The sequence below is a fragment of the Rhizobium sp. GN54 genome, from assembly GCF_021026345.1.
Taxonomy (GTDB): Bacteria; Pseudomonadota; Alphaproteobacteria; order Rhizobiales; family Rhizobiaceae; genus Mycoplana.
On record NZ_JAJNCZ010000008.1, the window covers coordinates 64,151 to 83,538 of the forward strand.

Annotated in this window: 20 protein-coding genes; 14 read left to right on the plus strand and 6 right to left on the minus strand. The window is 66.9% G+C overall.

Features of this window, described 5'->3' with window-relative positions; genetic code table 11:
* Positions 1-16 precede the first annotated feature (16 nt).
* Positions 17-790, minus strand: coding sequence for a 3-hydroxybutyrate dehydrogenase (locus tag LQK81_RS19500; RefSeq protein ID WP_230808051.1), 774 nt, complete (start codon positions 788-790; stop codon positions 17-19).
* Between the two features lie 222 nt (positions 791-1,012).
* Between LQK81_RS19500 and glpK the strand changes: the two genes are divergently transcribed.
* From glpK to LQK81_RS19530, 6 genes are all read left to right on the plus strand, one after another.
* Positions 1,013-2,506 carry a glycerol kinase GlpK gene (gene glpK / locus LQK81_RS19505; protein ID WP_230808052.1) on the plus strand — a complete coding sequence of 498 codons (1,494 nt, stop codon included), beginning with the start codon at positions 1,013-1,015 and terminating at the stop codon, positions 2,504-2,506.
* Between the two features lie 310 nt (positions 2,507-2,816).
* The gene (locus LQK81_RS19510; protein WP_230808053.1) at positions 2,817-3,035 is read left to right on the plus strand and encodes a hypothetical protein; all 219 of its coding nucleotides are present in this window, start codon (positions 2,817-2,819) and stop codon (positions 3,033-3,035) included.
* Positions 3,036-3,144: 109 nt separating this feature from the next.
* Positions 3,145-3,525, plus strand: a complete 381-nt coding sequence (locus LQK81_RS19515) for a YciI family protein (RefSeq protein ID WP_230808054.1) — start codon at positions 3,145-3,147, stop codon at positions 3,523-3,525.
* Positions 3,522-4,781 carry an RNA polymerase sigma factor gene (locus tag LQK81_RS19520; RefSeq protein ID WP_230808055.1) on the plus strand — a complete coding sequence of 420 codons (1,260 nt, stop codon included), beginning with the start codon at positions 3,522-3,524 and terminating at the stop codon, positions 4,779-4,781. Before LQK81_RS19515 ends, LQK81_RS19520 begins: the two co-directional genes overlap by 4 nt.
* A 63-nt stretch (positions 4,782-4,844) precedes the next feature.
* Positions 4,845-5,096, plus strand: coding sequence for a type II toxin-antitoxin system Phd/YefM family antitoxin (locus LQK81_RS19525; protein ID WP_230808056.1), 252 nt, complete (start codon positions 4,845-4,847; stop codon positions 5,094-5,096).
* Complete coding sequence (locus LQK81_RS19530; RefSeq protein WP_318530143.1) at positions 5,096-5,515, plus strand: type II toxin-antitoxin system VapC family toxin; 420 nt, start codon at positions 5,096-5,098, stop codon at positions 5,513-5,515. The genes LQK81_RS19525 and LQK81_RS19530 overlap by 1 nt, the downstream gene beginning before the upstream one ends.
* 28 nt (positions 5,516-5,543) lie before the next feature.
* Here LQK81_RS19530 and LQK81_RS19535 read toward each other — a convergent pair whose 3' ends face one another.
* Complete coding sequence (locus LQK81_RS19535) at positions 5,544-6,368, minus strand: glycosyltransferase family 2 protein (RefSeq protein ID WP_230808057.1); 825 nt, start codon at positions 6,366-6,368, stop codon at positions 5,544-5,546.
* Positions 6,369-6,572: 204 nt separating this feature from the next.
* On the opposite strand from LQK81_RS19535, the gene LQK81_RS19540 reads away from it, so the two are divergent.
* The 4 genes from LQK81_RS19540 to sbmA all read left to right on the plus strand — a co-directional run bounded on the left by LQK81_RS19540 (position 6,573) and on the right by sbmA (position 11,084).
* The gene (locus LQK81_RS19540) at positions 6,573-7,619 is read left to right on the plus strand and encodes an Atu2307/SP_0267 family LLM class monooxygenase (RefSeq protein WP_230808058.1); all 1,047 of its coding nucleotides are present in this window, start codon (positions 6,573-6,575) and stop codon (positions 7,617-7,619) included.
* Positions 7,620-7,673: 54 nt separating this feature from the next.
* The gene (map, locus tag LQK81_RS19545) at positions 7,674-8,423 is read left to right on the plus strand and encodes a type I methionyl aminopeptidase (RefSeq protein ID WP_230808059.1); all 750 of its coding nucleotides are present in this window, start codon (positions 7,674-7,676) and stop codon (positions 8,421-8,423) included.
* A 106-nt stretch (positions 8,424-8,529) separates the two neighbouring features.
* Positions 8,530-9,723, plus strand: coding sequence for a YbfB/YjiJ family MFS transporter (locus tag LQK81_RS19550; RefSeq protein WP_230808060.1), 1,194 nt, complete (start codon positions 8,530-8,532; stop codon positions 9,721-9,723).
* 95 nt (positions 9,724-9,818) lie between these two features.
* Positions 9,819-11,084, plus strand: coding sequence for a peptide antibiotic transporter SbmA (gene sbmA, locus LQK81_RS19555; RefSeq protein ID WP_230808061.1), 1,266 nt, complete (start codon positions 9,819-9,821; stop codon positions 11,082-11,084).
* Positions 11,085-11,102: 18 nt separating this feature from the next.
* On the opposite strand, the gene LQK81_RS19560 is transcribed toward sbmA, so the two are convergent.
* Entirely contained in the window at positions 11,103-12,116 is a 1,014-nt protein-coding gene (locus LQK81_RS19560) for a polysaccharide deacetylase (RefSeq protein ID WP_230808062.1), read from the minus strand.
* A gap of 140 nt (positions 12,117-12,256) precedes the next feature.
* On the opposite strand from LQK81_RS19560, the gene LQK81_RS19565 reads away from it, so the two are divergent.
* The 3 genes from LQK81_RS19565 (at position 12,257) to der (ending at position 15,107) form a co-directional block, all read left to right on the plus strand.
* A complete protein-coding gene (locus LQK81_RS19565; protein ID WP_230808063.1) occupies positions 12,257-12,841 on the plus strand; it encodes an NnrU family protein in 585 nt (194 codons plus the stop codon).
* Between the two features lie 119 nt (positions 12,842-12,960).
* Positions 12,961-13,632: a tetratricopeptide repeat protein gene (locus tag LQK81_RS19570; protein ID WP_230808064.1), complete on the plus strand. Its 672-nt coding sequence runs from the start codon at positions 12,961-12,963 to the stop codon at positions 13,630-13,632.
* A gap of 41 nt (positions 13,633-13,673) precedes the next feature.
* Positions 13,674-15,107, plus strand: a complete 1,434-nt coding sequence (gene der / locus LQK81_RS19575; protein WP_230808065.1) for a ribosome biogenesis GTPase Der — start codon at positions 13,674-13,676, stop codon at positions 15,105-15,107.
* Between the two features lie 36 nt (positions 15,108-15,143).
* Here the strand turns inward: der and LQK81_RS19580 are convergent, their stop codons facing one another.
* The 3 genes from LQK81_RS19580 to LQK81_RS19590 form a co-directional block, all read right to left on the minus strand.
* Positions 15,144-15,404: a type II toxin-antitoxin system Phd/YefM family antitoxin gene (locus LQK81_RS19580; protein ID WP_230808066.1), complete on the minus strand. Its 261-nt coding sequence runs from the start codon at positions 15,402-15,404 to the stop codon at positions 15,144-15,146.
* 63 nt (positions 15,405-15,467) lie between these two features.
* Positions 15,468-16,379 carry a sugar kinase gene (locus LQK81_RS19585; RefSeq protein ID WP_230808067.1) on the minus strand — a complete coding sequence of 304 codons (912 nt, stop codon included), beginning with the start codon at positions 16,377-16,379 and terminating at the stop codon, positions 15,468-15,470.
* A 13-nt stretch (positions 16,380-16,392) separates the two neighbouring features.
* Positions 16,393-17,400, minus strand: a complete 1,008-nt coding sequence (locus LQK81_RS19590; RefSeq protein ID WP_230808068.1) for an Ldh family oxidoreductase — start codon at positions 17,398-17,400, stop codon at positions 16,393-16,395.
* 340 nt (positions 17,401-17,740) lie between these two features.
* Here LQK81_RS19590 and bglA point away from each other — a divergent pair, with 340 nt between their 5' ends.
* Complete coding sequence (bglA, locus tag LQK81_RS19595) at positions 17,741-19,384, plus strand: beta-galactosidase BglA (RefSeq protein WP_230808069.1); 1,644 nt, start codon at positions 17,741-17,743, stop codon at positions 19,382-19,384.
* Positions 19,385-19,388 lie beyond the last annotated feature (4 nt).

The following is a 19,388-nucleotide window of genomic DNA, read 5'->3' on the forward strand; positions in this document are numbered from 1 at the left end:
GCCTTGCCTCGGCCTGCTATTGCGCGGTCCAGCCGCCGTCGATGGAGATGTGCGTCCCGGTGATGGAGCGGGCGGCATCGCCGGCCAGGAAGATGGCCGTCTCGGCCACCTCCTCGACGCTGACGAACTCCTTGGTCGGCTGGAACTTCAGCATGACGTCCGATTTCACCTGCGCCTCGGTGATGCCGCGGGCGCGCGCCGTGTCGGGGATCTGCTTTTCCACCAGCGGCGTCAGCACGTAGCCCGGGCAGATGGCGTTGACGGTGATGCCCTGGTCGGCGACCTCCAGCGCCACGGCCTTGGTCAGGCCCATGATACCATGTTTCGCCGCCACATAGGCCGACTTGAAGGGCGAGGCGACGAGGCCGTGGGCGGAGGCGACGTTGATGATGCGGCCCCAGCCCTTCGCCTTCATTCCGGGGATCGCCGCGCGGATCGTGTGGAAGGAGCTCGACAGGTTGATGGCGATGATCTGGTCCCACTTGTCGACCGGGAAGTCCTCGATCTTCTCGACATGCTGGATGCCGGCATTGTTGACGAGAATGTCGACGCTGCCGAAGGTGGCGGTCGCGGTCGCGATCATGTCGGCGATCTCCGCGGGCCGCGTCATGTCGGCGGGATGATAGGTCACCTTGCCGCCGCCGAGGCCGGAAAGCCGCTGCGTGATCTCCTCCACCTCGGCCGCGCCGCCGAGCCCGTTGAGGACGACATTGGCGCCGGTCCGGGCGAAAGCCGTGGCGATCGCAAGGCCGATGCCGCTGGTGGAGCCGGTGACGACGGCTGTCTTCATTTCACGCTTCTCCCTGTTCTCGCGGCGAACAGAGCCTCCGGTGCGCCGCTTCGCGGCCAGCCTACGCGCAAGAGACGGGCCGTTGCAATCGGCATTTGGGGCGGCGCAGCGCAGAGATTGTGCGCCGCAGCTTGCGTTTTATTTTCCTTTGACATTCGTTTTCATGTCGTATTGAAGATTCCGAATGCCGTTGGGAGCGGCCGGACAGGACGGGAGGGTTTCATGGGCGGCTTCATACTCGCAATCGACCAGGGCACGACCTCGAGCCGGGCGATCGTCTTCGACGATGACCAGCGGGTCGCGGGCGTCGGCCAGCGCGAGTTCCCGCAGGTCTTTCCCCGTTCGGGCTGGGTCGAGCACAATCCCGAGGAGATCTGGGAGAGCGTGATCTGGTCGGCCCGCGTCGCGCTCGAGCAGGCGGGCATCGACGCATCGCAGCTTTCGGGCATCGGCATCACCAACCAGCGCGAGACCGTCGTCGTCTGGGACCGCGACAGCGGCCGGCCGATCCACAACGCCATCGTCTGGCAGGACCGGCGGACGGCGGAACGCTGCGAGGACCTGAAGCGGCAGGGGCTGGAAGCGCTCTTCACCGGCAAGACCGGCCTGCTGCTCGATCCCTATTTCTCCGGCACCAAGCTTGCCTGGCTGCTCGACAATGTCGAAGGCGCGCGGGCGCGCGCCGAACGCGGCGAGCTCTGCTTCGGCACCATCGATACGTTCCTGATCTGGCGCCTGACCGGCGGGCGTTCGTTCGCCACCGATGCGACCAATGCCAGCCGGACGCTGATGTACGACATCGCCGCCAATGCCTGGGACGACGAACTGCTTTCACTCCTGGGGGTTCCGCGGGCAATGCTGCCCGAGGTCTTCGATTGCGCGGCCGATTTCGGCGTCACCCTGCGCGAACATCTCGGCGCCGAAGTGCCGATCCTCGGCGTCGCCGGCGATCAGCAGGCGGCGACCATAGGCCAGGCCTGTTTCGAGCCCGGCATGATGAAATCGACCTACGGCACGGGCTGCTTCGCGCTCCTGAACACCGGTTCGGACATGGTGCGCTCGAAGAACCGGCTGCTGACGACGATCGCCTATCGCCTCGAGGGCGAGACGACCTATGCGCTGGAAGGCTCCATCTTCATTGCGGGAGCGGCCGTCCAATGGCTGCGCGACGGGCTGAAGATCATCGGCGCGGCGTCGGAGGCAGGCGCGCTTGCGGACAAGGCGGACCCGACCCAGCATGTCTATCTGGTGCCCGCCTTCACCGGCCTGGGGGCGCCACACTGGGACCCGGACGCGCGGGCGGCGATCTACGGCATGACGCGGGGAACGGGGCCGGCGGAATTTGCACGCGCAGCACTGGAGGCCGTCTGCTTCCAGACCCGCGACCTTCTCGACGCCATGCGTGGCGACTGGGCGGATGGCGCGCGCGACACGGTGCTGCGCGTCGATGGCGGCATGGTCGCTTCGGACTGGACCATGCAGCGGCTCGCCGACATTCTCGACGCGCCGGTCGACCGGCCGACGATCCTGGAGACGACGGCGCTGGGGGCGGCCTGGCTCGCCGGCCATCGCGCCGGCGTCTGGCCCGACCGGGACGGCATCGCCCGCTCCTGGGCCCGCGACCGCCGCTTCGAGCCGCAGATGGACGCGGAGACCCGCGCCGAAAAGATCGCCGGCTGGAAGGACGCGGTGCGGCGGACGCTGAGCGCGGGGTAGCGGCGGAAATCCTACGCATCCGCAACAGGGGCCGGCTCACCCGTCATCGGGTTCGCGGCCGGCGGCGAGCTACCTCGAACAAACCGGTCTTCTGTTCGGCGCTTCCGGATGCTATTGCCCGGATATGCACCTTTCTTCAAACGCCGTCGCAGGTCGGTCATGCGGGACCTGCACGCTCTGTTGCCGACTGCCTGACATCGATCTGCTCGAGAAACCGGCCAATAGCTGGTGCCGGCACTGCATCGAAGGAGAGGGCTGCTCGGACTATGAAAACCGCCCTTCGGTCTGCCGGGACTTTCTTTGCCGGTGGATGACCGATGGAAATCTCGGCGCCGAGTGGGAGCCGTCGCGCTCGCACATGATGATCTACAGGCAGGGCCCGCAGATCACGGTTCTGGTCGACCCTGATTTTCAGGACATCTGGCGGCGCGAGCCATACGGCACGCAATTGCGCGCCTGGGCTTCAAAGGCGGAACCGACGGGCGGATATGTGATTGTGTTCTGGCGGGACGAGGTCTTCAAGATCTGATCGCACCACCGCGGGCGCCGGCCCGGCAAATTGAAACAGTTCGCAATTTTTCATGCGTTGTGTCGGGAACGGCGCTACTCCTACGTCATTGCAACGATGGGAGGAAGCGATGCTGTATGCCGTTCTCTGCTACAATTCCGAGGATGCGGTCGCCGCGTGGAGCAAGGAGGAGGAGGACAAGGTGATGTCCGACCTTGCCGCGGTGGAGAGCAAACATGCGGCCGCCGGACGGCTCGGGCCGGTCGCGCGGTTGATGCCGACGACGGCCGCGACCACGCTCAGGAAGGCGCCGGGCGAGAGTTTCGTCGTCGACGGTCCCTTCGCCGAGACCAAGGAGCAGTTCCTCGGATTTTTCGTCGTCGACATGGAGACGCTCGACGCGGCGATCGCCTTCGCCAAGGAACTGGCGGTCGCCAATCCCGGCGTCGGCGCCTACGAGATCCGGCCGCTGCGCGTCTTCAAACCCGGTGGAGCACTGGAGCCATTGTGAGCGAACTTTCCTGGATCGACCTTGCGCTTTCCTCCGCCCGCCCGCAGGCGATGGGGGCGCTGCTGCGCTACTTCCGCGACCTCGACCTCGCGGAGGAGGCCTTCCAGGAGGCGTGCCTCCGGGCCGTGCGCACCTGGCCCGACAAGGGGCCGTCGCGCGACCCGGTCGCCTGGCTGATCTTCGTCGGCCGCAACAGCGGCATCGACAGCCTGCGCAAGCGCGCGCGGCAGGCGCCGTTGCCGCCGGAGGAGACGCTGTCGGACCTGGAGGATGTCGAAGAGGATCTCGCCGAGCGGCTGGACGGATCGCACTACCGCGACGATATCCTGCGGCTCCTGTTCGTCTGCTGCCATCCCGAACTGCCGGCGACGCAGCAGATCGCGCTGGCGCTCCGCATCGTCTCCGGGCTTTCGGTCCGCCAGATCGCCCGCGCCTTCCTCGTCTCGGAGGCGGCGATGGAGCAGCGGATCACCCGCGCCAAGGCGAGGATCGCGGCGGCCGGCCTGCCGTTCGAGGCACCGGATGCGGTCGCCCGTGCGGAGCGGCTCGGCGCGGTCGCGGCGATGGTCTACCTCGTGTTCAACGAGGGCTATTCCGCCGGCGAAAACCAGCGTGCCGACACGCCGTTCTGCGAAGAGGCGATCCGGCTTTCGCGATTGCTGCTGCGGCTGTTTCCCTCCGAACCCGAGATCATGGGGCTGACGGCGCTGCTCTTGCTCCAGCATTCGCGCAAGGCCGCGCGCTTCGACGCGGATGGCCAGATCGTGCTCCTGGAGGACCAGGACCGCAGCCTCTGGGACGGCCGCATGATCCGCGAGGCGCTGGCGCTGATCGACAAGGCGCTTCGCCACCGGTCGCCGGGGCCCTACCAGATCCAGGCGGCGATCGCCGCGCTGCATGCGCGGGCGAAACGTTCCGAGGAGACCGACTGGGAGGAGATCGACCTGCTCTACCAGTCGCTCGAGCGGCTGCAGCCGTCGCCGGTCGTCACGCTGAACCGGGCCGTCGCCGTGTCCCGGCGGCAGGGCGCGCAGGCGGCGCTCGACCTGATCGAACCGCTCGAAGACCGGCTTTCGGGCTATTTCTACTTCCACGGGCTGAGGGGCGGGCTCCTGAAGCAGCTCGGCCGCAATCGCGAGGCGCATGCCGCCTTCGAGCGCGCGATAGCACTTGCCACGACGCCGGCGGAAGCCGCCCATATCCGCCAGCACCTCGACGGGCTGGCCTGCGAGGCTACGGCCGGCACCACGCCCTGAACCGACGCTGGAATTGCACCGTGCCTACCTTTGTAGTAATGTTTCTACATATGGAGGTGCTGCATGGCGCGCATGACGAGCCGCGAATTCAATCAGGATACGGGCCGGGCGAAGAAGGCGGCGGAGCGCGGTCCCGTCTTCATCACCGATCGCGGCCGTGCGGCACACGTCCTGCTGTCGATCGAGGACTATAACCGGTTGGCGCGTCGCAGCGGAACCATTGCCGATCTGCTGGCCATGCCCGGCGGCGAGGACATCGATTTCGACGCGCCGAAACTCGGCGACGCCGCCCTGCGCCCGGCGGATTTCGACTGATGTATCTGCTCGATACCAATGTCGTATCCGAACTGCGCAAGAAGGCGGCGGGACGTGCCGATCCGGCCGTCCTGCGCTGGTCGGAGACGGTGACACCGGCGCAGCTCTATCTCTCCGCCATTTCGATCCTCGAACTGGAACTCGGCGTGCTGCAGATGGAACGGCGGGACGCGCGGCAGGGTGCGGCCCTGCGCCGATGGCTGAACGAGGCGGTGCTGCCTGCCTTCGACGGACGTATCCTTGCGGTCGACCATCCGGTCGCACTCCACTGCGCGCGGTTCTCCGTGCCGGATCCACGGCCTTTTCGCGACGGATTGATCGGGGCGACCGCGGCGGCAAGCAATTTCGTTCTGGTCACGCGGAACCTGCGCGACTTTGCCGGCATGGACCTTGAACTGCTCGACCCGTGGGCGTTCTGAACCCGTGCCCAGCCTAGCCCTGCACGGCCTATTTCCAGATGCCGAAGCGCTCCTGCATGTAGGCGATTGAGCTACGGTTGGCGTCCTTGCGGGTGATGCCCTCGATCGTCGAGCGATAAAGGGAATCGATGTCATGGGCACCGGTCGTTACCGGTTCCTCGATGCCCGCGGGCAGCCAGATCGGGATGCCCTTCCATGCGAGCAGGCCGGAGAGCCAGACGTCGTCCACGGTCCAGACGACATCGGGAATGTCGTAGGCGGTGTCATCGAAGAAATCGGGGCGCACGACGACGCCGCCGAGCCCCTGGAGGATATCGACATAGCCGGCCCTGGCGATCGGGCGGCGCATCGGGCGCGGCACGTCCTGGCGCAGCACGGCCGTCATGAACCTGTGGGCGAGCCGGCGCGCGCGTAGCGACGGGTCGAGCTTGCCGGTTCGCACTGCCTTCGGCTGGAAGGGGCCCGGCTTGCCGTGATGGGAGGCGATGTTCTTGCCGGTCAGGGCCACGCATTCGCTGGGCCGGGTCGCCTGAACGGCGAGAAGGTCGCCGGCCCAACTGGGGGCGAAAACCTTGTCGTCGTCGCAAAAGAGGATCTGCGCCGGCTTGCCGCGAAGCTCCTTCGCCGCGAACAGGACCTTCGAAGCCGGGCCGAGATCGGTGTCCGGGCGCACGATCCGCACGCCGTCCGGGACCTCCGGCAGCGCGCCGTCATAGCCCGGAAAGCGGCGGTAGCGCAGGGGGATATGGAGGCGGATCTCGTCGATTGCGGCCTTCTGGGCGACGAGGCTTTGCAGCGTCGGGCCGAGGGTCGAAAAGCGCGGCGGAATTGTGGACAGCGAAATAATGCGCAACGAATTGACCTGGAGCGACGGAAGGACCGGCGGTTTCGGCAGACCCTTGGCATGACCGGCCACGCATGGTCAACGAACCGCCGGTAGTGACGAACGCGGGCTCCAGCGGGCCTGCGAAACGCTCTGTTTCCTTTTTCCGGCCTTTGCTTGCAGGCCGCATCCCCCTATCGTCCGCGACGACGCGAACAACCGGAAGAGATGCCGATGGAACTTGGCCTTCACACCTTTGCCGATGTCGATCCCGCTGCCGCAGACCGTGGCAGGGAAGGGGAGCGGCGCGTGCGCGAGCTTCTGGAAGAAATCGAGCTGGCCGACCGGGTCGGCCTCGACGTGTTCGGGATCGGCGAGCACCACCGCCCGGACTATGCGGCGTCCGCCCCGGCGGTCATCCTTGCCGCGGCCGCGGCGCGGACGAAGTCGATCCGGCTTTCCAGCTCGGTGACCGTGCTTTCTTCCGACGACCCGGTGCGCGTCTTCCAGCAGTATGCGACGCTCGACCTGATCTCGGGCGGGCGCGCCGAGATCATGGCCGGTCGCGGTTCCTTCATCGAATCCTTCCCGCTGTTCGGCTACGACCTGGAGGACTACGACAAGCTGTTCGAGGAAAAGCTCGACCTGCTTCTGGCGATCAACGAAAGCGAAAAGGTTTCCTGGAGTGGCGAGACGCGGGCGCCGATTCCCGGGCTCGGCGTCTATCCGCGGCCGGTCCAGGGCCGGCTGCCGGTCTGGATCGCCGTCGGCGGCACGCCGCAATCGGTGGTGCGGGCTGCGGTGCATGGCCTGCCGCTGGCACTGGCGATCATCGGCGGCACGCCGGCGCGCTATGCGCCACTGTTCGATCTCTACCGCGAGGCCGCGGGCCGCGCCGGGCAGGACGCGGCAAAGCTGAAGACCAGCATCAACGTGCACGGCTTCATCGCCGACACGTTCGAGGCGGCGGCCGACCGGTTCTTCGGGCCGCAGACCGCGGTGATGAACCGGATCGGTGCCGAGCGCGGCTGGGGACCGACGAGCCGGGCGCAGTTCGATCTCGCGACCGGACCCGAGGGCCATCTGTTCCTCGGCGATCCGGAAACGGTCGCAGCCAAGATCGTCGCCCATCACCGGCTCTTCCGCAACGACCGCTTCGTGCTGCAGATGGCGATCGGCCTGATGCCGCACGAGCAGATCATGCGCGGCATCGAGCTCTACGGCACGAAGGTGGCGCCGCTGGTGCGCGAGGCGCTCGCGGCGGGGACTTCGCCGGCCTGAGGCATGGTCTCCGCCGCTCCGCCGTGATATGGAGCGCCTCGAAAGCGAGATAGGATGACACTTAACAACGACGATGACCTGCGCGGCATGCAGGCGATCGGCCGCCTGTGCGGCAATGTCCTGCAGCACATGGGCGCGGCCATCCGCCCGGGCATGACGACGGCGGAGCTGGACCTGATCGGCCGGCGGATGCTGGAGGAGGCCGGCGCCCGCTCGGCTCCGGAAAGCTGCTACGAATTCCCCGGCGCCACCTGCATCAGCGTCAACGAGGAAGTCGCGCACGGCATCCCCGGCGATCGCGTCATCGCCGAGGGCGACCTCGTCAACATCGACGTCTCCGCCGAACTCGACGGCTTTTTCGCCGATACCGGCGCATCGTTCACGGTCGGCCGCGTCGCTGCGAACGTGGACCGGCTCTGCCGCGACGGCAAGCGGGCGATGTGGGTGGGGCTGAAGGAGGTCAAGGCCGGCAAGCCGCTGTCGGCGATCGGCAACGCCATCGGCACGTTCGCCCGCAAGAACCGCTATACGCTGATCACCAACCTTGCCAGCCACGGCGTCGGCCGCTCGCTGCACGAGGAGCCCTCCGAGATCGCGACCTGGCCGGACAGCCGCGAGAAGCGGCTGATGACGGACGGCCTCGTCTTCACCGTCGAGCCGTTCCTGTCGCTCGGCGCCAACTGGGCGGAGAACGGCGACGACGACTGGACGCTCTACAGCGATCCGCGCGCGCCGACCGTGCAGTTCGAGCATACCGTGGTGGCGACGCGGAACGGGCCGCTGATCCTGACGCTGCCGGGCTAAGGGCGAGGGGCTGATCTGAGGCGCGCCGCCGGCCTTCAGAAATTATCGTCGATCGATCAGTTTTAGTCGTTTGACGCAGCATGTTGCGCTGCAATAGGACGGCGGCATGCCGCAAGTCTCCAAACCGCTCCATCCTCATCCCGTCGTCGTGGCGATCGCGGGCGGGCTGGCGCTTGCGTCGCTGATGGGCTTCGGCCGGTTCTTCTATACGCCGGTCCTGCCGGCGATGATGGCCGACCTGCACCTCGATCCGGCGCAGGGCGGCCTGATCGCCGCCGCCAATTTCGCCGGCTATCTCGCAGGCGCCGTCCTGGCCGCCCATGGCTGGGCGGCCGGCCGCGAGCGCCCGCTGGCATTGGCGGCGCTGGCGGCGAACGCGGTGCTGCTTGCGGCCATGGGCCTTGCCGGCAGCATCCCCGCCTTCATCGTCATCCGCTTCCTGGCGGGCCTTGCCAGCGCGCTCGGCATGGTCTTCACCGCGGCCATCGTCCTGTCGCACGGGCTTGCGGCGGGCGACCGGCGTGTTCCCGTCATCTTTTTTTCCGGCGTGGGGGCAGGGATCGCGCTGTCGTCCCTGCTGGTGCTCTGGCTTGCCTCGCTGCATCCGGCAGGATTGCCGGGCTGGCGGCTGGACTGGTTCGTCGCGGCTGCCTTTGCCGCGCTCGCCCTTTTCGCGATCGGACCCTTTCTGCCGCGTGGCGGACGGGGCGGCCCGGCCCGGCCGGAGCCACCGCTTGTCTGGAGGCGGCCGCTTCTGGCGCTGACGCTCAGCTACGGACTGTTCGGCATCGGCTATGTCGTCACCGCCACCTTCATCGTCGCGATGGCCCGCGAGGGCGGAGGCGGGCGGCTGCTCGAAGGGTTGACCTGGTTTCTCACCGGCCTGACGGCAGCGCTGTCGCTTTTTGCCTGGAAGGCGCTCGACCGGCGTCTCGGCATCCTCGGCGTCTATCGCGCGGCGCTGGTGTTCGAAGCGTTCGGCGTCGCCGCCACGGTCGTGCTGCCGGCGCCGGCCTCCGTCCTCGTCGGCGGGATTCTGCTGGGGGCGACGTTCATGGTGGTCACCGCCTATGGCCTCCAGCTCGGCCGCACCATGGCGCCGGAAAGCCCGCGCCGGTCGCTCGCCATGATGACGGCGGCCTTCGGAGTCGGCCAGATCGTCGGGCCGCTCGCTGCCGGCTGGCTCGCCGGCCTTTCGGGCGGCTACGGCCTGCCGAGCCTGCTTGCGGCCGCCGTGCTGGCGATCGCAGCACTTGCGACCCTTGCCGCCCACGATCACGACTTGATTAAATCTCGGTAATCCACGGCCCCGGCGATTGTTGCTGTGCGGAAACTGCTTTAGTTTCCGCGCGAACAGGAGCGGAGCAACCGTTCCCGCAACGAGAGACGATCGCCTTGTTTCATTCCTTCTTCCCCGAGCCGAAAAAATTCTTCCTGTCCGCCCTGATCTGGACGTTCGTGGTCGTCGGGTTCTGGTACAGTTTCGGCGAGAGCCTCGGCGCTTCGCTGGGCCTGCCGCCTCTCGCCCCCGGGCAGGAAGTGCCGATCGGGCTCGGCCATTTCTTCACCACCGCCTCGATCTGGTTCTACCTCTATTTCATCGTGTCGATGGCGATCTTCTGCGGCTTCTGGCACCTGCGCGCCACCAACCAGCCGTGGCGACTGTGGTCTGTCTGGGGCTCGGCCTTCCTCATCTTCACGGTCTATTTTTCCGTCGACATCAGCGTCGCCGTCAACAACTGGCGCCGGCCGACCTATGACCGCATCATCGAGGCGCTGAAGGCGCCGAACACCGTCGGCTACGACGAGCTCTACGGCTACGCCTTCATCTTCTTCCAGCTTGCCTCGATTTCCATCGTTACCGGCGTGCTCATCGCCTTCTTCACCAGCCACTACGTCTTCCGCTGGCGCAATGCGATGAACAATTTCTATGTCTCGGTCTGGCCGAAGGTCCGCACGATCGAGGGTGCCTCGCAGCGTATCCAGGAAGACACGATGCGCTTTGCCAGCACCGTGGAGGGCCTCGGCATCCGCCTGGTCGATTCCTTCATGACGCTGATCGCGTTCCTACCGGTGCTGCATGCGCTGTCGGCGAGCATCAAGGAACTGCCGATCGTCGGCGCCATTCCCTATCCGCTGGTGACGGCGGCGATCTTCTGGTCGATCTTCGGGACCGTCCTTCTGGCCGTCGTCGGCGTGAAGCTGCCGGGGCTGGAATTCCGCAACCAGCGCGTGGAGGCGGCCTACCGCAAGGAACTCGTCTATGGCGAGGACCATGCCGATCGCGCCCAGCCGCCGACGGTGCGTGAGCTGTTCGACAACGTCCGGAAGAACTATTTCCGGCTCTATTTCCACTACATGTACTTCAACGTCGCCCGCTACTTCTACCTGCAGACCGACGTCATCTTCTCGCTCTTCCTGCTGATCCCCTCGGTCGTCGCGGCCACGATCACCTTCGGCCTGATGCAGCAGATCCAGGGCGCGTTCTCGCAGGTCACGAACTCGTTCCAGTACCTCGTCAACTCCTGGCCGACCGTCATCGAGCTGATCTCGATCTACAAGCGCCTGAAGGCGTTCGAGGCGGCGATGGACGACAGGCCGCTGCCGTCGATCGACGAGGAATTCATCGCTGCCGGCGGGGTCGAGGAGATGGCGCAGTAAGCCAAGAAGCGTGTGACGTCAGAGCGTTTCGGAGGCGGCCCTGGCCGCCTTCGTCCGTTCGGCCAGGATGTCCATCGCCTCGCGCTGGCTGACGCAGGCGACGCCGGGCTTGCTGCAGACCTCGGTGAGGAAACGGTCGAGCGCGCGCCAGTAGGCGCCGCCGTTCATCGCCACGAAATGAAAGCCGAGCTGGAGCGGGATGCGGTCGCCGGCATATTGCTCATCGAAGGCGGCGCGGAAGGCGGAGAGCGTCCGCTCCTCGAAGACGGCGCTGTTCTTCTTGTCCTCGATCCCGCGCGAGTGGCGGACGAACAGGTTGTAGTCCATGCCGATCACCGGCCTGGCGGAGGGACCTTCGGGGATCAGCGGCAGAGAAAAGTGCACGAAGCCGTCGCTCTCGGTCGGCAGCACCGGCCCCTTGGAGACCTGGCTCGCGTCGTAGCGGAAGCCGAAGTCGCGCAGCGCCTGCGTCAGCGCCGGACCCGACGACAGATAGGGCGCCCGGAAGCCTGCGATGTCCTTCTCAGCGAAATTCCGCCATTCCACCGGTTCGCGCTCGGGCACGCCGGCGTTCTGCCAGGCGTCGCGCAGCGTGTTGCGGAAGAAGTCGAACTCCTGCTTCCACTCCTCGGTGCTCCATTTCGCACCGTCGAAATGGCCGCAGGCATGGCTGCCGATGTCGTGTCCCTCGGCACGGGCCTGCCAGATGTGCTCGAGCCGCGTGACGACGTCCTTGTTGTCGGGCGCGAAGCCGACATTCGACTTGCCGCGCGGATGGTGCGGGGCCTGGTAGCTCTTGCGGTTCTCCTTCGTCATCAGGAAGGTGCAGGAGAGGAAATAGGTGAAGTGCGCACCGGTGCGCCGCGCCATCTCGCGGCTCTGCGTCCACAGCCGGTTGTCATGAGCGCCGTCGAAGGAGACGACGACGAGTTGCGCGGGCGCCTTGTCCGCCGGATCCTGCGGCGACTGCGCAAGGGCCGGAAAACCGGCAAAGGAAAAGGCGAGGACGGCTGAAAGACTTGATCGAAACATGGGCACCGCGACAATTTGCAACGGGCCTTCATCGGTTGTGATTGCGGCAAAGCCGTGATCGCACTGGAATTTGGCCGAAGGCGGCGCTATCCCAGCGTGACGGTCTCTGACCGCATTTCCATGACGAAAGGCGGAATTCCATGACTTTACTCGTTGCGGGCATCGTTCTCTTCATCGCGACGCATCTCGTTCGCCCGTTTGCGCCCGGCCTTCGTGCCGCCGCAATCGACCGTCTCGGCAAGCCGGCCTTCATGGCGATCCATGGCATCGTTTCGCTCCTGAGCGCGGTCATGATGGTCTACGGCTTCGTCGACGCGCGCCAGAACGGCGGCACCATGCTCTACTTCCCGCCGGCGTTCATGGCGCACATCACGCTGACGCTGATGCTGATCGCCTCGATCTGTCTGGTCGCCGGCTTCCTGCCGGCGGGGTACATCCGCACGAAGCTGAAGTTCCCGTTGCTCGTGGCGATCAAGATCTGGGCGCTCGCGCACCTGCTCGCCAATGGCGAGAGCTATTCGGTGGTGCTGTTCCTGGCGATCCTCGCCTGGGCCGTCGTTCTCCGCATCTCGCTGAAGAAGCGGATCGCATCCGGCGAGACGAAGCTGCCGGTCTTCGTTTCCGCTCGCTATGATGTGATCGCCATCGTCGTCGGCGTGGCGCTCTATGCGGCAATCGTGCTGAAACTGCACGAACTCCTGATCGGCGTTGCGCCGATGATCTGACCGGTTTTTCCGGATTGAACCTGCGGCGGCGGCGCGAAATCGCGCTGCCCCCTTACAACGCGCCAAAAATCGGGTAGAAGCGCGAAAAACAATCTTACGAGTGAAAGCCGGAACCGATAATGGCAAACCAGGACGACAGCTTTATCCGCGAAGTGAACGAGGAACTTCGCTCCGACCAGATGCGCGCCTTCTGGCGGCGCTTCGGCCGGATCCTCATCGCTGTCGCGATCCTCTTCGTCCTCGGCACGATCGCCAAGGTCGGCTACGAATACTGGCGCGAGCGCGAGGCGTCGGCTGCCGGCGACAAGTTCCTCTCGGCGCTGACGCAGATCCGCGAGGGCAACAAGGACGAGGGCCAGAAGCAGCTTGCCGCGCTCGAGCAGGAAGGTTTCGGCGCCTATCCGGTGCTGGCGCGCATGCGCTCCGCCTCGCTCCTGGCGGAGGGCGGCGACGTCGCCGGTGCGGTCACCGCGTTTTCGGCGATCGCCAATGACGGTTCGGTGCCGCAGGCCATCCGCGATGCGGCCCGCCTGCGCGCGGCCTATCTCCTCGTCGATACCGGCACCTACGAGCAGGTCGCCGCCGAGGCCGAGCAACTGACGAACGCGTCGAGCCCGATGCGCCATTCGGCGCGCGAGGTGCTGGGCCTGTCGGCCTACAAGGCCGGCGACTTCGCCCGTGCCAAGGAATGGTTCGAGCAGATCGTCGACGACGCCGAGGCGCCGCGCAACCTCTCCAACCGCGCGCAGATGCTGCTCGACCTGATCGCCGCCAGCGGCAAGGCCTCCTGACGCCGCGCCTTCGCGCGGCTCAAACCGGAACGGAACGTCCCATGAGCTTCACCGTCGCCATCGTCGGGCGCCCCAATGTCGGCAAGTCCACGCTGTTCAACCGGCTGGTGGGCAAGAAGCTCGCGCTGGTGGACGACACGCCGGGCGTGACCCGCGATCGCCGGCCGGGCGAGGCGAAGCTGGTGGACCTGCGCTTCCGCGTCGTCGACACCGCCGGCCTCGAGGAGGCCGCGCCGGAGACGCTGCAGGGACGCATGCGGGCGCAGACGGAGGCGGCGATCGACGAGGCGGACCTGTCGCTGTTCATCGTCGATGCCAAGACCGGGCTGACCCCGGTCGACCAGGCGCTGGCCGAGATGCTGCGCCGCCACGGCAAGCCGGTGGTGCTCGTCGCCAACAAGTCCGAGGCGCGCGATTCCGACGCCGGTTTCTATGACGCCTTCACCCTCGGTCTCGGCGATCCGACGCCGATTTCCGCCGAACACGGCCAGGGCATGCTCGACCTGCGCGACGCGATCGTCGCAGCCATCGGCGAAGACCGCGCCTTCCCGCCCAAGGAGGACGAGGCCGTCACCAACGTGGACGTGCCGCAGGTCGCGCCCGGCGCAGACGGCGAGGCGGAAGACGAAGAGCCCGCCTATGACGAGACCAAGCCGCTGCGCGTGGCGATCGTCGGCCGCCCGAATGCCGGCAAGTCGACCCTGATCAACCGTTTCCTCGGCGAGGACCGGCTCCTGACCGGCCCGGAGGCCGGCATCACCCGCGACAGCATCTCGGTGGAGTGGGACTGGCGCGGCCGCACCATCAAGATGTTCGATACCGCCGGCATGCGCCGCAAGGCGAAGGTGCAGGAGAAGCTGGAGAAGCTGTCGGTCGCCGACGGCCTGCGCGCGATCCGCTTCGCCGAAACCGTCGTCATCGTCTTCGATGCGACGATCCCGTTCGAGAAGCAGGACCTGCAGATCGTCGATCTCGTCCTGCGCGAGGGCAGGGCGGCCGTGCTCGCCTTCAACAAATGGGACCTGATCGAGGATCCGCAGGCCGTGCTGGCGGAATTGCGCGAGAAGACCGAGCGACTTTTGCCGCAGGCGCGCGGCATCCGCGCCGTGCCGATCTCCGGCCAGACCGGCCGCGGGCTCGACAAGCTGATGCAGTCGATCATCGACACCGACCGCGTCTGGAACCGCCGCGTCTCGACCGCCCGGCTGAACCGCTGGCTGGAAGCACAGCAGGTCCAGCATCCGCCGCCGGCCGTCTCCGGTCGAAGGCTGAAGCTCAAATACATGACGCAGGTGAAGGCCCGCCCGCCGGGCTTCATGATCTCGTGCACGCGCCCCGAGGCGCTGCCGGAATCCTATGTCCGCTACCTGACAAACGGCCTGCGCAACGATTTCGACCTGCCCGGCGTGCCGATCCGCATCCACTTCCGGGCCGCGGACAATCCCTATGCCGGCAAGGCGAAGAAGCGGCGCTAGGGCTACCAGAGCGCTCGCCGGAATTGCCGGGCGATATCAGCCTTGTTCGCTCGCGACGCCGAAAAGAGAGGCCACCACGGGATCGAGGGCATTGAGATCCTCGAGCGTCAGCGGGGGGAATTTGCCCTGCATCAAGCCCAGTCGCCGACTGACACGCTTCCTGTTCTCGGCCGGTAGGATGCGTGCGACGGGTTTGCCGGCGCGTGTGATGACGATTTCCGTTTCCGCTCCGTGCTGAATGTCGCGCACGAGCTTTGAAAAATTCGATCTTGCGTCTCGCAGGTCCACGGTGCGCATGTGAGGCGTCCTCGTTGGTGTCTTACGATATAAGCACGCGAAATCGCCCACAACTGTCAGGCGTTACCCCGGCAGCTTCTCCTTCTCCACCAACGCACCGTGATGCTGGATGACGGCAGCGGCGACGGCGGCGGCGAAGCGGGCGGCTTCAGTTGCATCGCCGGCGACGACGTAGCGGGCGAGGAAACTGCCGTTGAAGCTGTCGCCGGCGCTGGTCGTGTCGACGATCGTCTCGACCCTGGCCGAAGGGACGTGGCTCCTTCTCTCTCCAAAGGCGAGGGTGGCGCCGTCCGCGCCGTCCTTGACGACGATGTCGGCGACGCCGAGCGCGCGGTAGCGGGCGATTGTGGCCTCGATCGAAGCGTCGCCGAAATGGGTGGCCTCGTCGTCGAAGCTCGGCATCACCAGCGAGGCGGCGCGTGCGCCGTCGCTGATCGTCTCGCGCATGCGCTCGGCACTGTCCCAGAGCCGGGGGCGGATATTGGGGTCGAATGCGACCAGCTTGCCGGAAGCCCGGGCGCGACGGAGCTCTGCGAGCAGCGTGTCGACGTCCTCAGGCGACAGGATCGCCAGCGTGATCCCGGAGAAGACGATGACGTCCGATGCCTCGATCGCTGCACGCAGGCGATCGGCGTCGCGCGCGAGCAGCTTTGCCGCCGATGTCGAGCGCCAGTAGGAGAAGCTGCGCTCGCCGTCGTTCAGGTGGATCATGTAGAGGCCCGGCGAACGGCCTTCGATGCGGGCGATGCGGCCGGTGCCGACGCCCTTGCTCTCGATGAAGGCCAGCATTTCGTCGGAGATCATGTCGCAGCCGACGGCGGTGAAATAGTCGACCGACCAGTCGGCGGGCAGGTACCGGCGGGCATAATAGGCGGTGTTGAAGGTGTCGCCGGCGAAGCTCTTGCGCATCAGGCCGCCATCGGCCTGCATCAGTTCCACCATGCATTCGCCAATTGCGAGCAGCCTGCCTGCCATGAATTCCGCCTCCCTATCTGCGTCGGAAGGAGGAGATACTGTCAAACAGGGCCAGGGGCAAGGTGATGCCGCTGCCGCCGGTGCGCCGGCGGGCGCGGGCGCGCGCCTCGCCGGGGATGTGGACGCCGTAGTCCGCCGAAAGCCGCTCCAGCTGCCGGGCGAGCCGGGTTTCGAAATCGCGGGCCAGGAACTGCGGCGCGATCGCGAGGACGAAGAGACCGGCGCCCGGCGTCTCGTCGCCCGACTGGAAATCGGGGGCGTCGAGCGACCAGTTGGCGCCCGTCAGCCCTGCTGCCAGCACCTCGACCATCAGCGCGATATTGGCGCCGCGCGCGCCGCCGAAGGCGACAAGCGCGCCCTTGATCGCCGCGTTCGGATTGGTGGTCGGCCGGCCCGCGGCGTCGAGCGCCCAGCCTTCCGGAATGGGCTGCCCCCGTTCGGCCGCCTCCCGGACCTTGACGAAGGCGGTGGCGCTCGAGGCCTGGTCGATGACGAGCGGCGGCCCGTTCGCGCGCGGCGCGGCAAAGGCCAGCGGGTTGGTGCAATAGACCGGCTTGACGCTGCCGGCGCCGGCGAGCAGGGCCGGGCCGTTGGTGGCGGCGAAGGCGACGAGGCCCTCGGCTGCGAGGCGGGCGACATACCAGCCGAGCTCGCCGGCGGTGAAGCTGTTGTGCGAGGCGTAGACCGTCAGGCCGAAGATGCGGGTCTTCGATACCAGTTCCTCGAAGGCGGTGTCGAAGCCGAGCTGGGCGATGCCGCCACGGCAGTCGCATCGGGTGAGCGCAGGGACCGGCGAGGTGAGCAGGGGCTCGGCACGGCCGTCGATGCGGCCGCAGTCGAGCGCATCGAGATAGTCGGGCAGGTGCGCCAGTCCGAGCGCGGGCTTGCCGGCCGCCTCGGCGGCGACGATTGCCCTGGCCAGCGAGCGCGCAAGGGCCTCGCTGGCGCCGGCCCGCACCAGCGCGCCGGCGGCGAGCGTCGAGACCTCGGCAAGCGTCAGGGAGATGGTGCGATCAGCCATGCGCTCGCCTCCGGGAACGGGGCGGGCGTTTCGTTCCGGTTTTCGCACCCGCGCCGGGGCGGCCGGCGGGATGGGGAACCCGGTGGCAGATATCGTTCGGCACGAGGCTTGCCGGATGGCGGCCATGGTGGCGGTGCAAGGGCGGCTCCGTCGGTCTGCTCCAGGCCCGGTTGTGCGCCATCATCGGGCCCGGCGCCGCCGGCGTCAACCGCAGGAGGCACAAAGAGGCCATCGGCCCGGCCCTTCCGTTTGGCTGTTTACGCGTCCCGCCGTCCCCGCTACACAGTCAGGATACGTCCGGCAGGATACGTCTGGGCGCGTCATTTCCGGGGAGTTGTCCATGGCCACCTCAAAGACCTCCGCAGCCGACTGGTGGCGTGGTGCGGTGATCTATCAGGTCTATCCGCGCTCCTACCAGGATACCACCGACGACGGCATCGGCGATCTGAAGGGGGTGACGCAGCGGCTTTCGCATATCGCTTCCCTCGGCGTCGACGCGATCTGGCTGTCGCCGTTCTTTAAGTCGCCGATGGCGGACATGGGCTACGACGTCTCCGACTATTGCGACGTCGACCCGATGTTCGGCTCGCTCGCCGATTTCGACGAGATGCTGGCTGCGGCCCACGCCCTCGGGCTCAAGGTCGTCATCGACCAGGTGATCTCGCACACCTCCGACCAGCATCCGTGGTTCAAGGAGAGCCGCTCCAGCCGGGACAACGACAAGGCGGACTGGTATGTCTGGGCCGAGCCGGAGAAGGACGGCACGGCGCCGAACAACTGGCTGTCGGTGTTCGGCGGTCCCGCCTGGGAGTGGGACGGCGTGCGCCGGCAATACTACATGCACAACTTCCTCACCTCGCAGCCGGATCTGAACTTCCACAACCCGGACGTCCAGGAGGCGGTGCTGAAGACGATGCGCTTCTGGCTCGACCGCGGCGTCGACGGTTTCCGGCTGGATACGGTGAACTACTATTTCCACGATACGAAGCTCAGGGACAACCCGCCGCATGCGCCGGACACGGACGAGGCAGGGCTCGATGCGCCTGACGTCAATCCCTACGGCATGCAGGCGCACCGCTACGACAAGACGCAGCCGGAGAACGTCGGCTTCCTCAAGCGCGTGCGCGCGCTCCTGGACGCCTATGACGGGCGCACCTCGGTCGGCGAGGTCGGCGACGGCGCGCGCTCGCTGAAGACGGTGGCGGAATACACCAGCGGCGGCGACAAGCTGCACATGTGCTACACCTTCGACCTGCTGGGGCCGGATTTCTCCGCCGCCTACATCCGCAAATGCGTGGAGGGGTTCCAGAAGGCGGTCGTGGACGGCTGGGTCTGCTGGGCCTTCTCCAACCACGACGTCGAGCGCCATGTCAGCCGTTTCGTCGAGGCACCGGAGGAGCGCGAGCGGGTGGCGCGGCTGGCCCTGACGCTGCTTTCGACCTTGCGCGGCACGATCTGCCTCTACCAGGGCGAGGAACTGGGCCTGCCGGAAGCCGAACTCGCCTTCGAGGACCTGCGCGATCCCTACGGCATCCGCTTCTGGCCCGCCTTCAAGGGCCGCGACGGCTGCCGCACGCCGATGCCCTGGCAGGCGGAGGCGCCGCAGGCGGGCTTCAGTGCCGCGCGCCCCTGGCTGCCGGTGCCGGCCGAGCACGCGCGGCTCGCCGCCGATGCGCAGGAAAAGGTGCCCGGCTCGGTGCTCAACCACTACCGCGACACGCTGGCCTTCCGGAAGGCGCATCCGGCACTGCTCGACGGGGAGATGGAGTTCGTGACGTCCAATCAGGACGTGCTGGCCTTCACGCGGCGGAAGGGCGCCGAGACGCTGCTGTTCGTGTTCAACCTGACGCGGAAGAAGGCGGCGTTCGTGCCGCCGGCATCGATGACGCTCGCAGAGGCTGTCGCCGTCCCCGGCTTCGGCGGCAGGCTCGCCGAGGGCACGGTGGAACTGGCGCCTCTGGACATGGCCTGCGTGCGGCTCTGAATGT

Coding starts and splice junctions, on each gene's coding strand:
- LQK81_RS19500 (WP_230808051.1), bottom strand. CDS start 790: ATGAAGACAGCCGTCGTCACCGGCTCCACCAGCGGCATCGGCCTTGCG.
- LQK81_RS19565 (WP_230808063.1), top strand. CDS start 12,257: ATGACTTTACTCGTTGCGGGCATCGTTCTCTTCATCGCGACGCATCTC.
- LQK81_RS19580 (WP_230808066.1), bottom strand. CDS start 15,404: ATGCGCACCGTGGACCTGCGAGACGCAAGATCGAATTTTTCAAAGCTC.
- LQK81_RS19590 (WP_230808068.1), bottom strand. CDS start 17,400: ATGGCTGATCGCACCATCTCCCTGACGCTTGCCGAGGTCTCGACGCTC.
- LQK81_RS19570 (WP_230808064.1), top strand. CDS start 12,961: ATGGCAAACCAGGACGACAGCTTTATCCGCGAAGTGAACGAGGAACTT.
- LQK81_RS19515 (WP_230808054.1), top strand. CDS start 3,145: ATGCTGTATGCCGTTCTCTGCTACAATTCCGAGGATGCGGTCGCCGCG.
- der (WP_230808065.1), top strand. CDS start 13,674: ATGAGCTTCACCGTCGCCATCGTCGGGCGCCCCAATGTCGGCAAGTCC.
- glpK (WP_230808052.1), top strand. CDS start 1,013: ATGGGCGGCTTCATACTCGCAATCGACCAGGGCACGACCTCGAGCCGG.
- LQK81_RS19550 (WP_230808060.1), top strand. CDS start 8,530: ATGCCGCAAGTCTCCAAACCGCTCCATCCTCATCCCGTCGTCGTGGCG.
- LQK81_RS19540 (WP_230808058.1), top strand. CDS start 6,573: ATGGAACTTGGCCTTCACACCTTTGCCGATGTCGATCCCGCTGCCGCA.
- LQK81_RS19510 (WP_230808053.1), top strand. CDS start 2,817: ATGACCGATGGAAATCTCGGCGCCGAGTGGGAGCCGTCGCGCTCGCAC.
- LQK81_RS19525 (WP_230808056.1), top strand. CDS start 4,845: ATGGCGCGCATGACGAGCCGCGAATTCAATCAGGATACGGGCCGGGCG.
- LQK81_RS19530 (WP_318530143.1), top strand. CDS start 5,096: ATGTATCTGCTCGATACCAATGTCGTATCCGAACTGCGCAAGAAGGCG.
- map (WP_230808059.1), top strand. CDS start 7,674: ATGACACTTAACAACGACGATGACCTGCGCGGCATGCAGGCGATCGGC.
- LQK81_RS19560 (WP_230808062.1), bottom strand. CDS start 12,116: ATGTTTCGATCAAGTCTTTCAGCCGTCCTCGCCTTTTCCTTTGCCGGT.
- bglA (WP_230808069.1), top strand. CDS start 17,741: ATGGCCACCTCAAAGACCTCCGCAGCCGACTGGTGGCGTGGTGCGGTG.
- LQK81_RS19585 (WP_230808067.1), bottom strand. CDS start 16,379: ATGGCAGGCAGGCTGCTCGCAATTGGCGAATGCATGGTGGAACTGATG.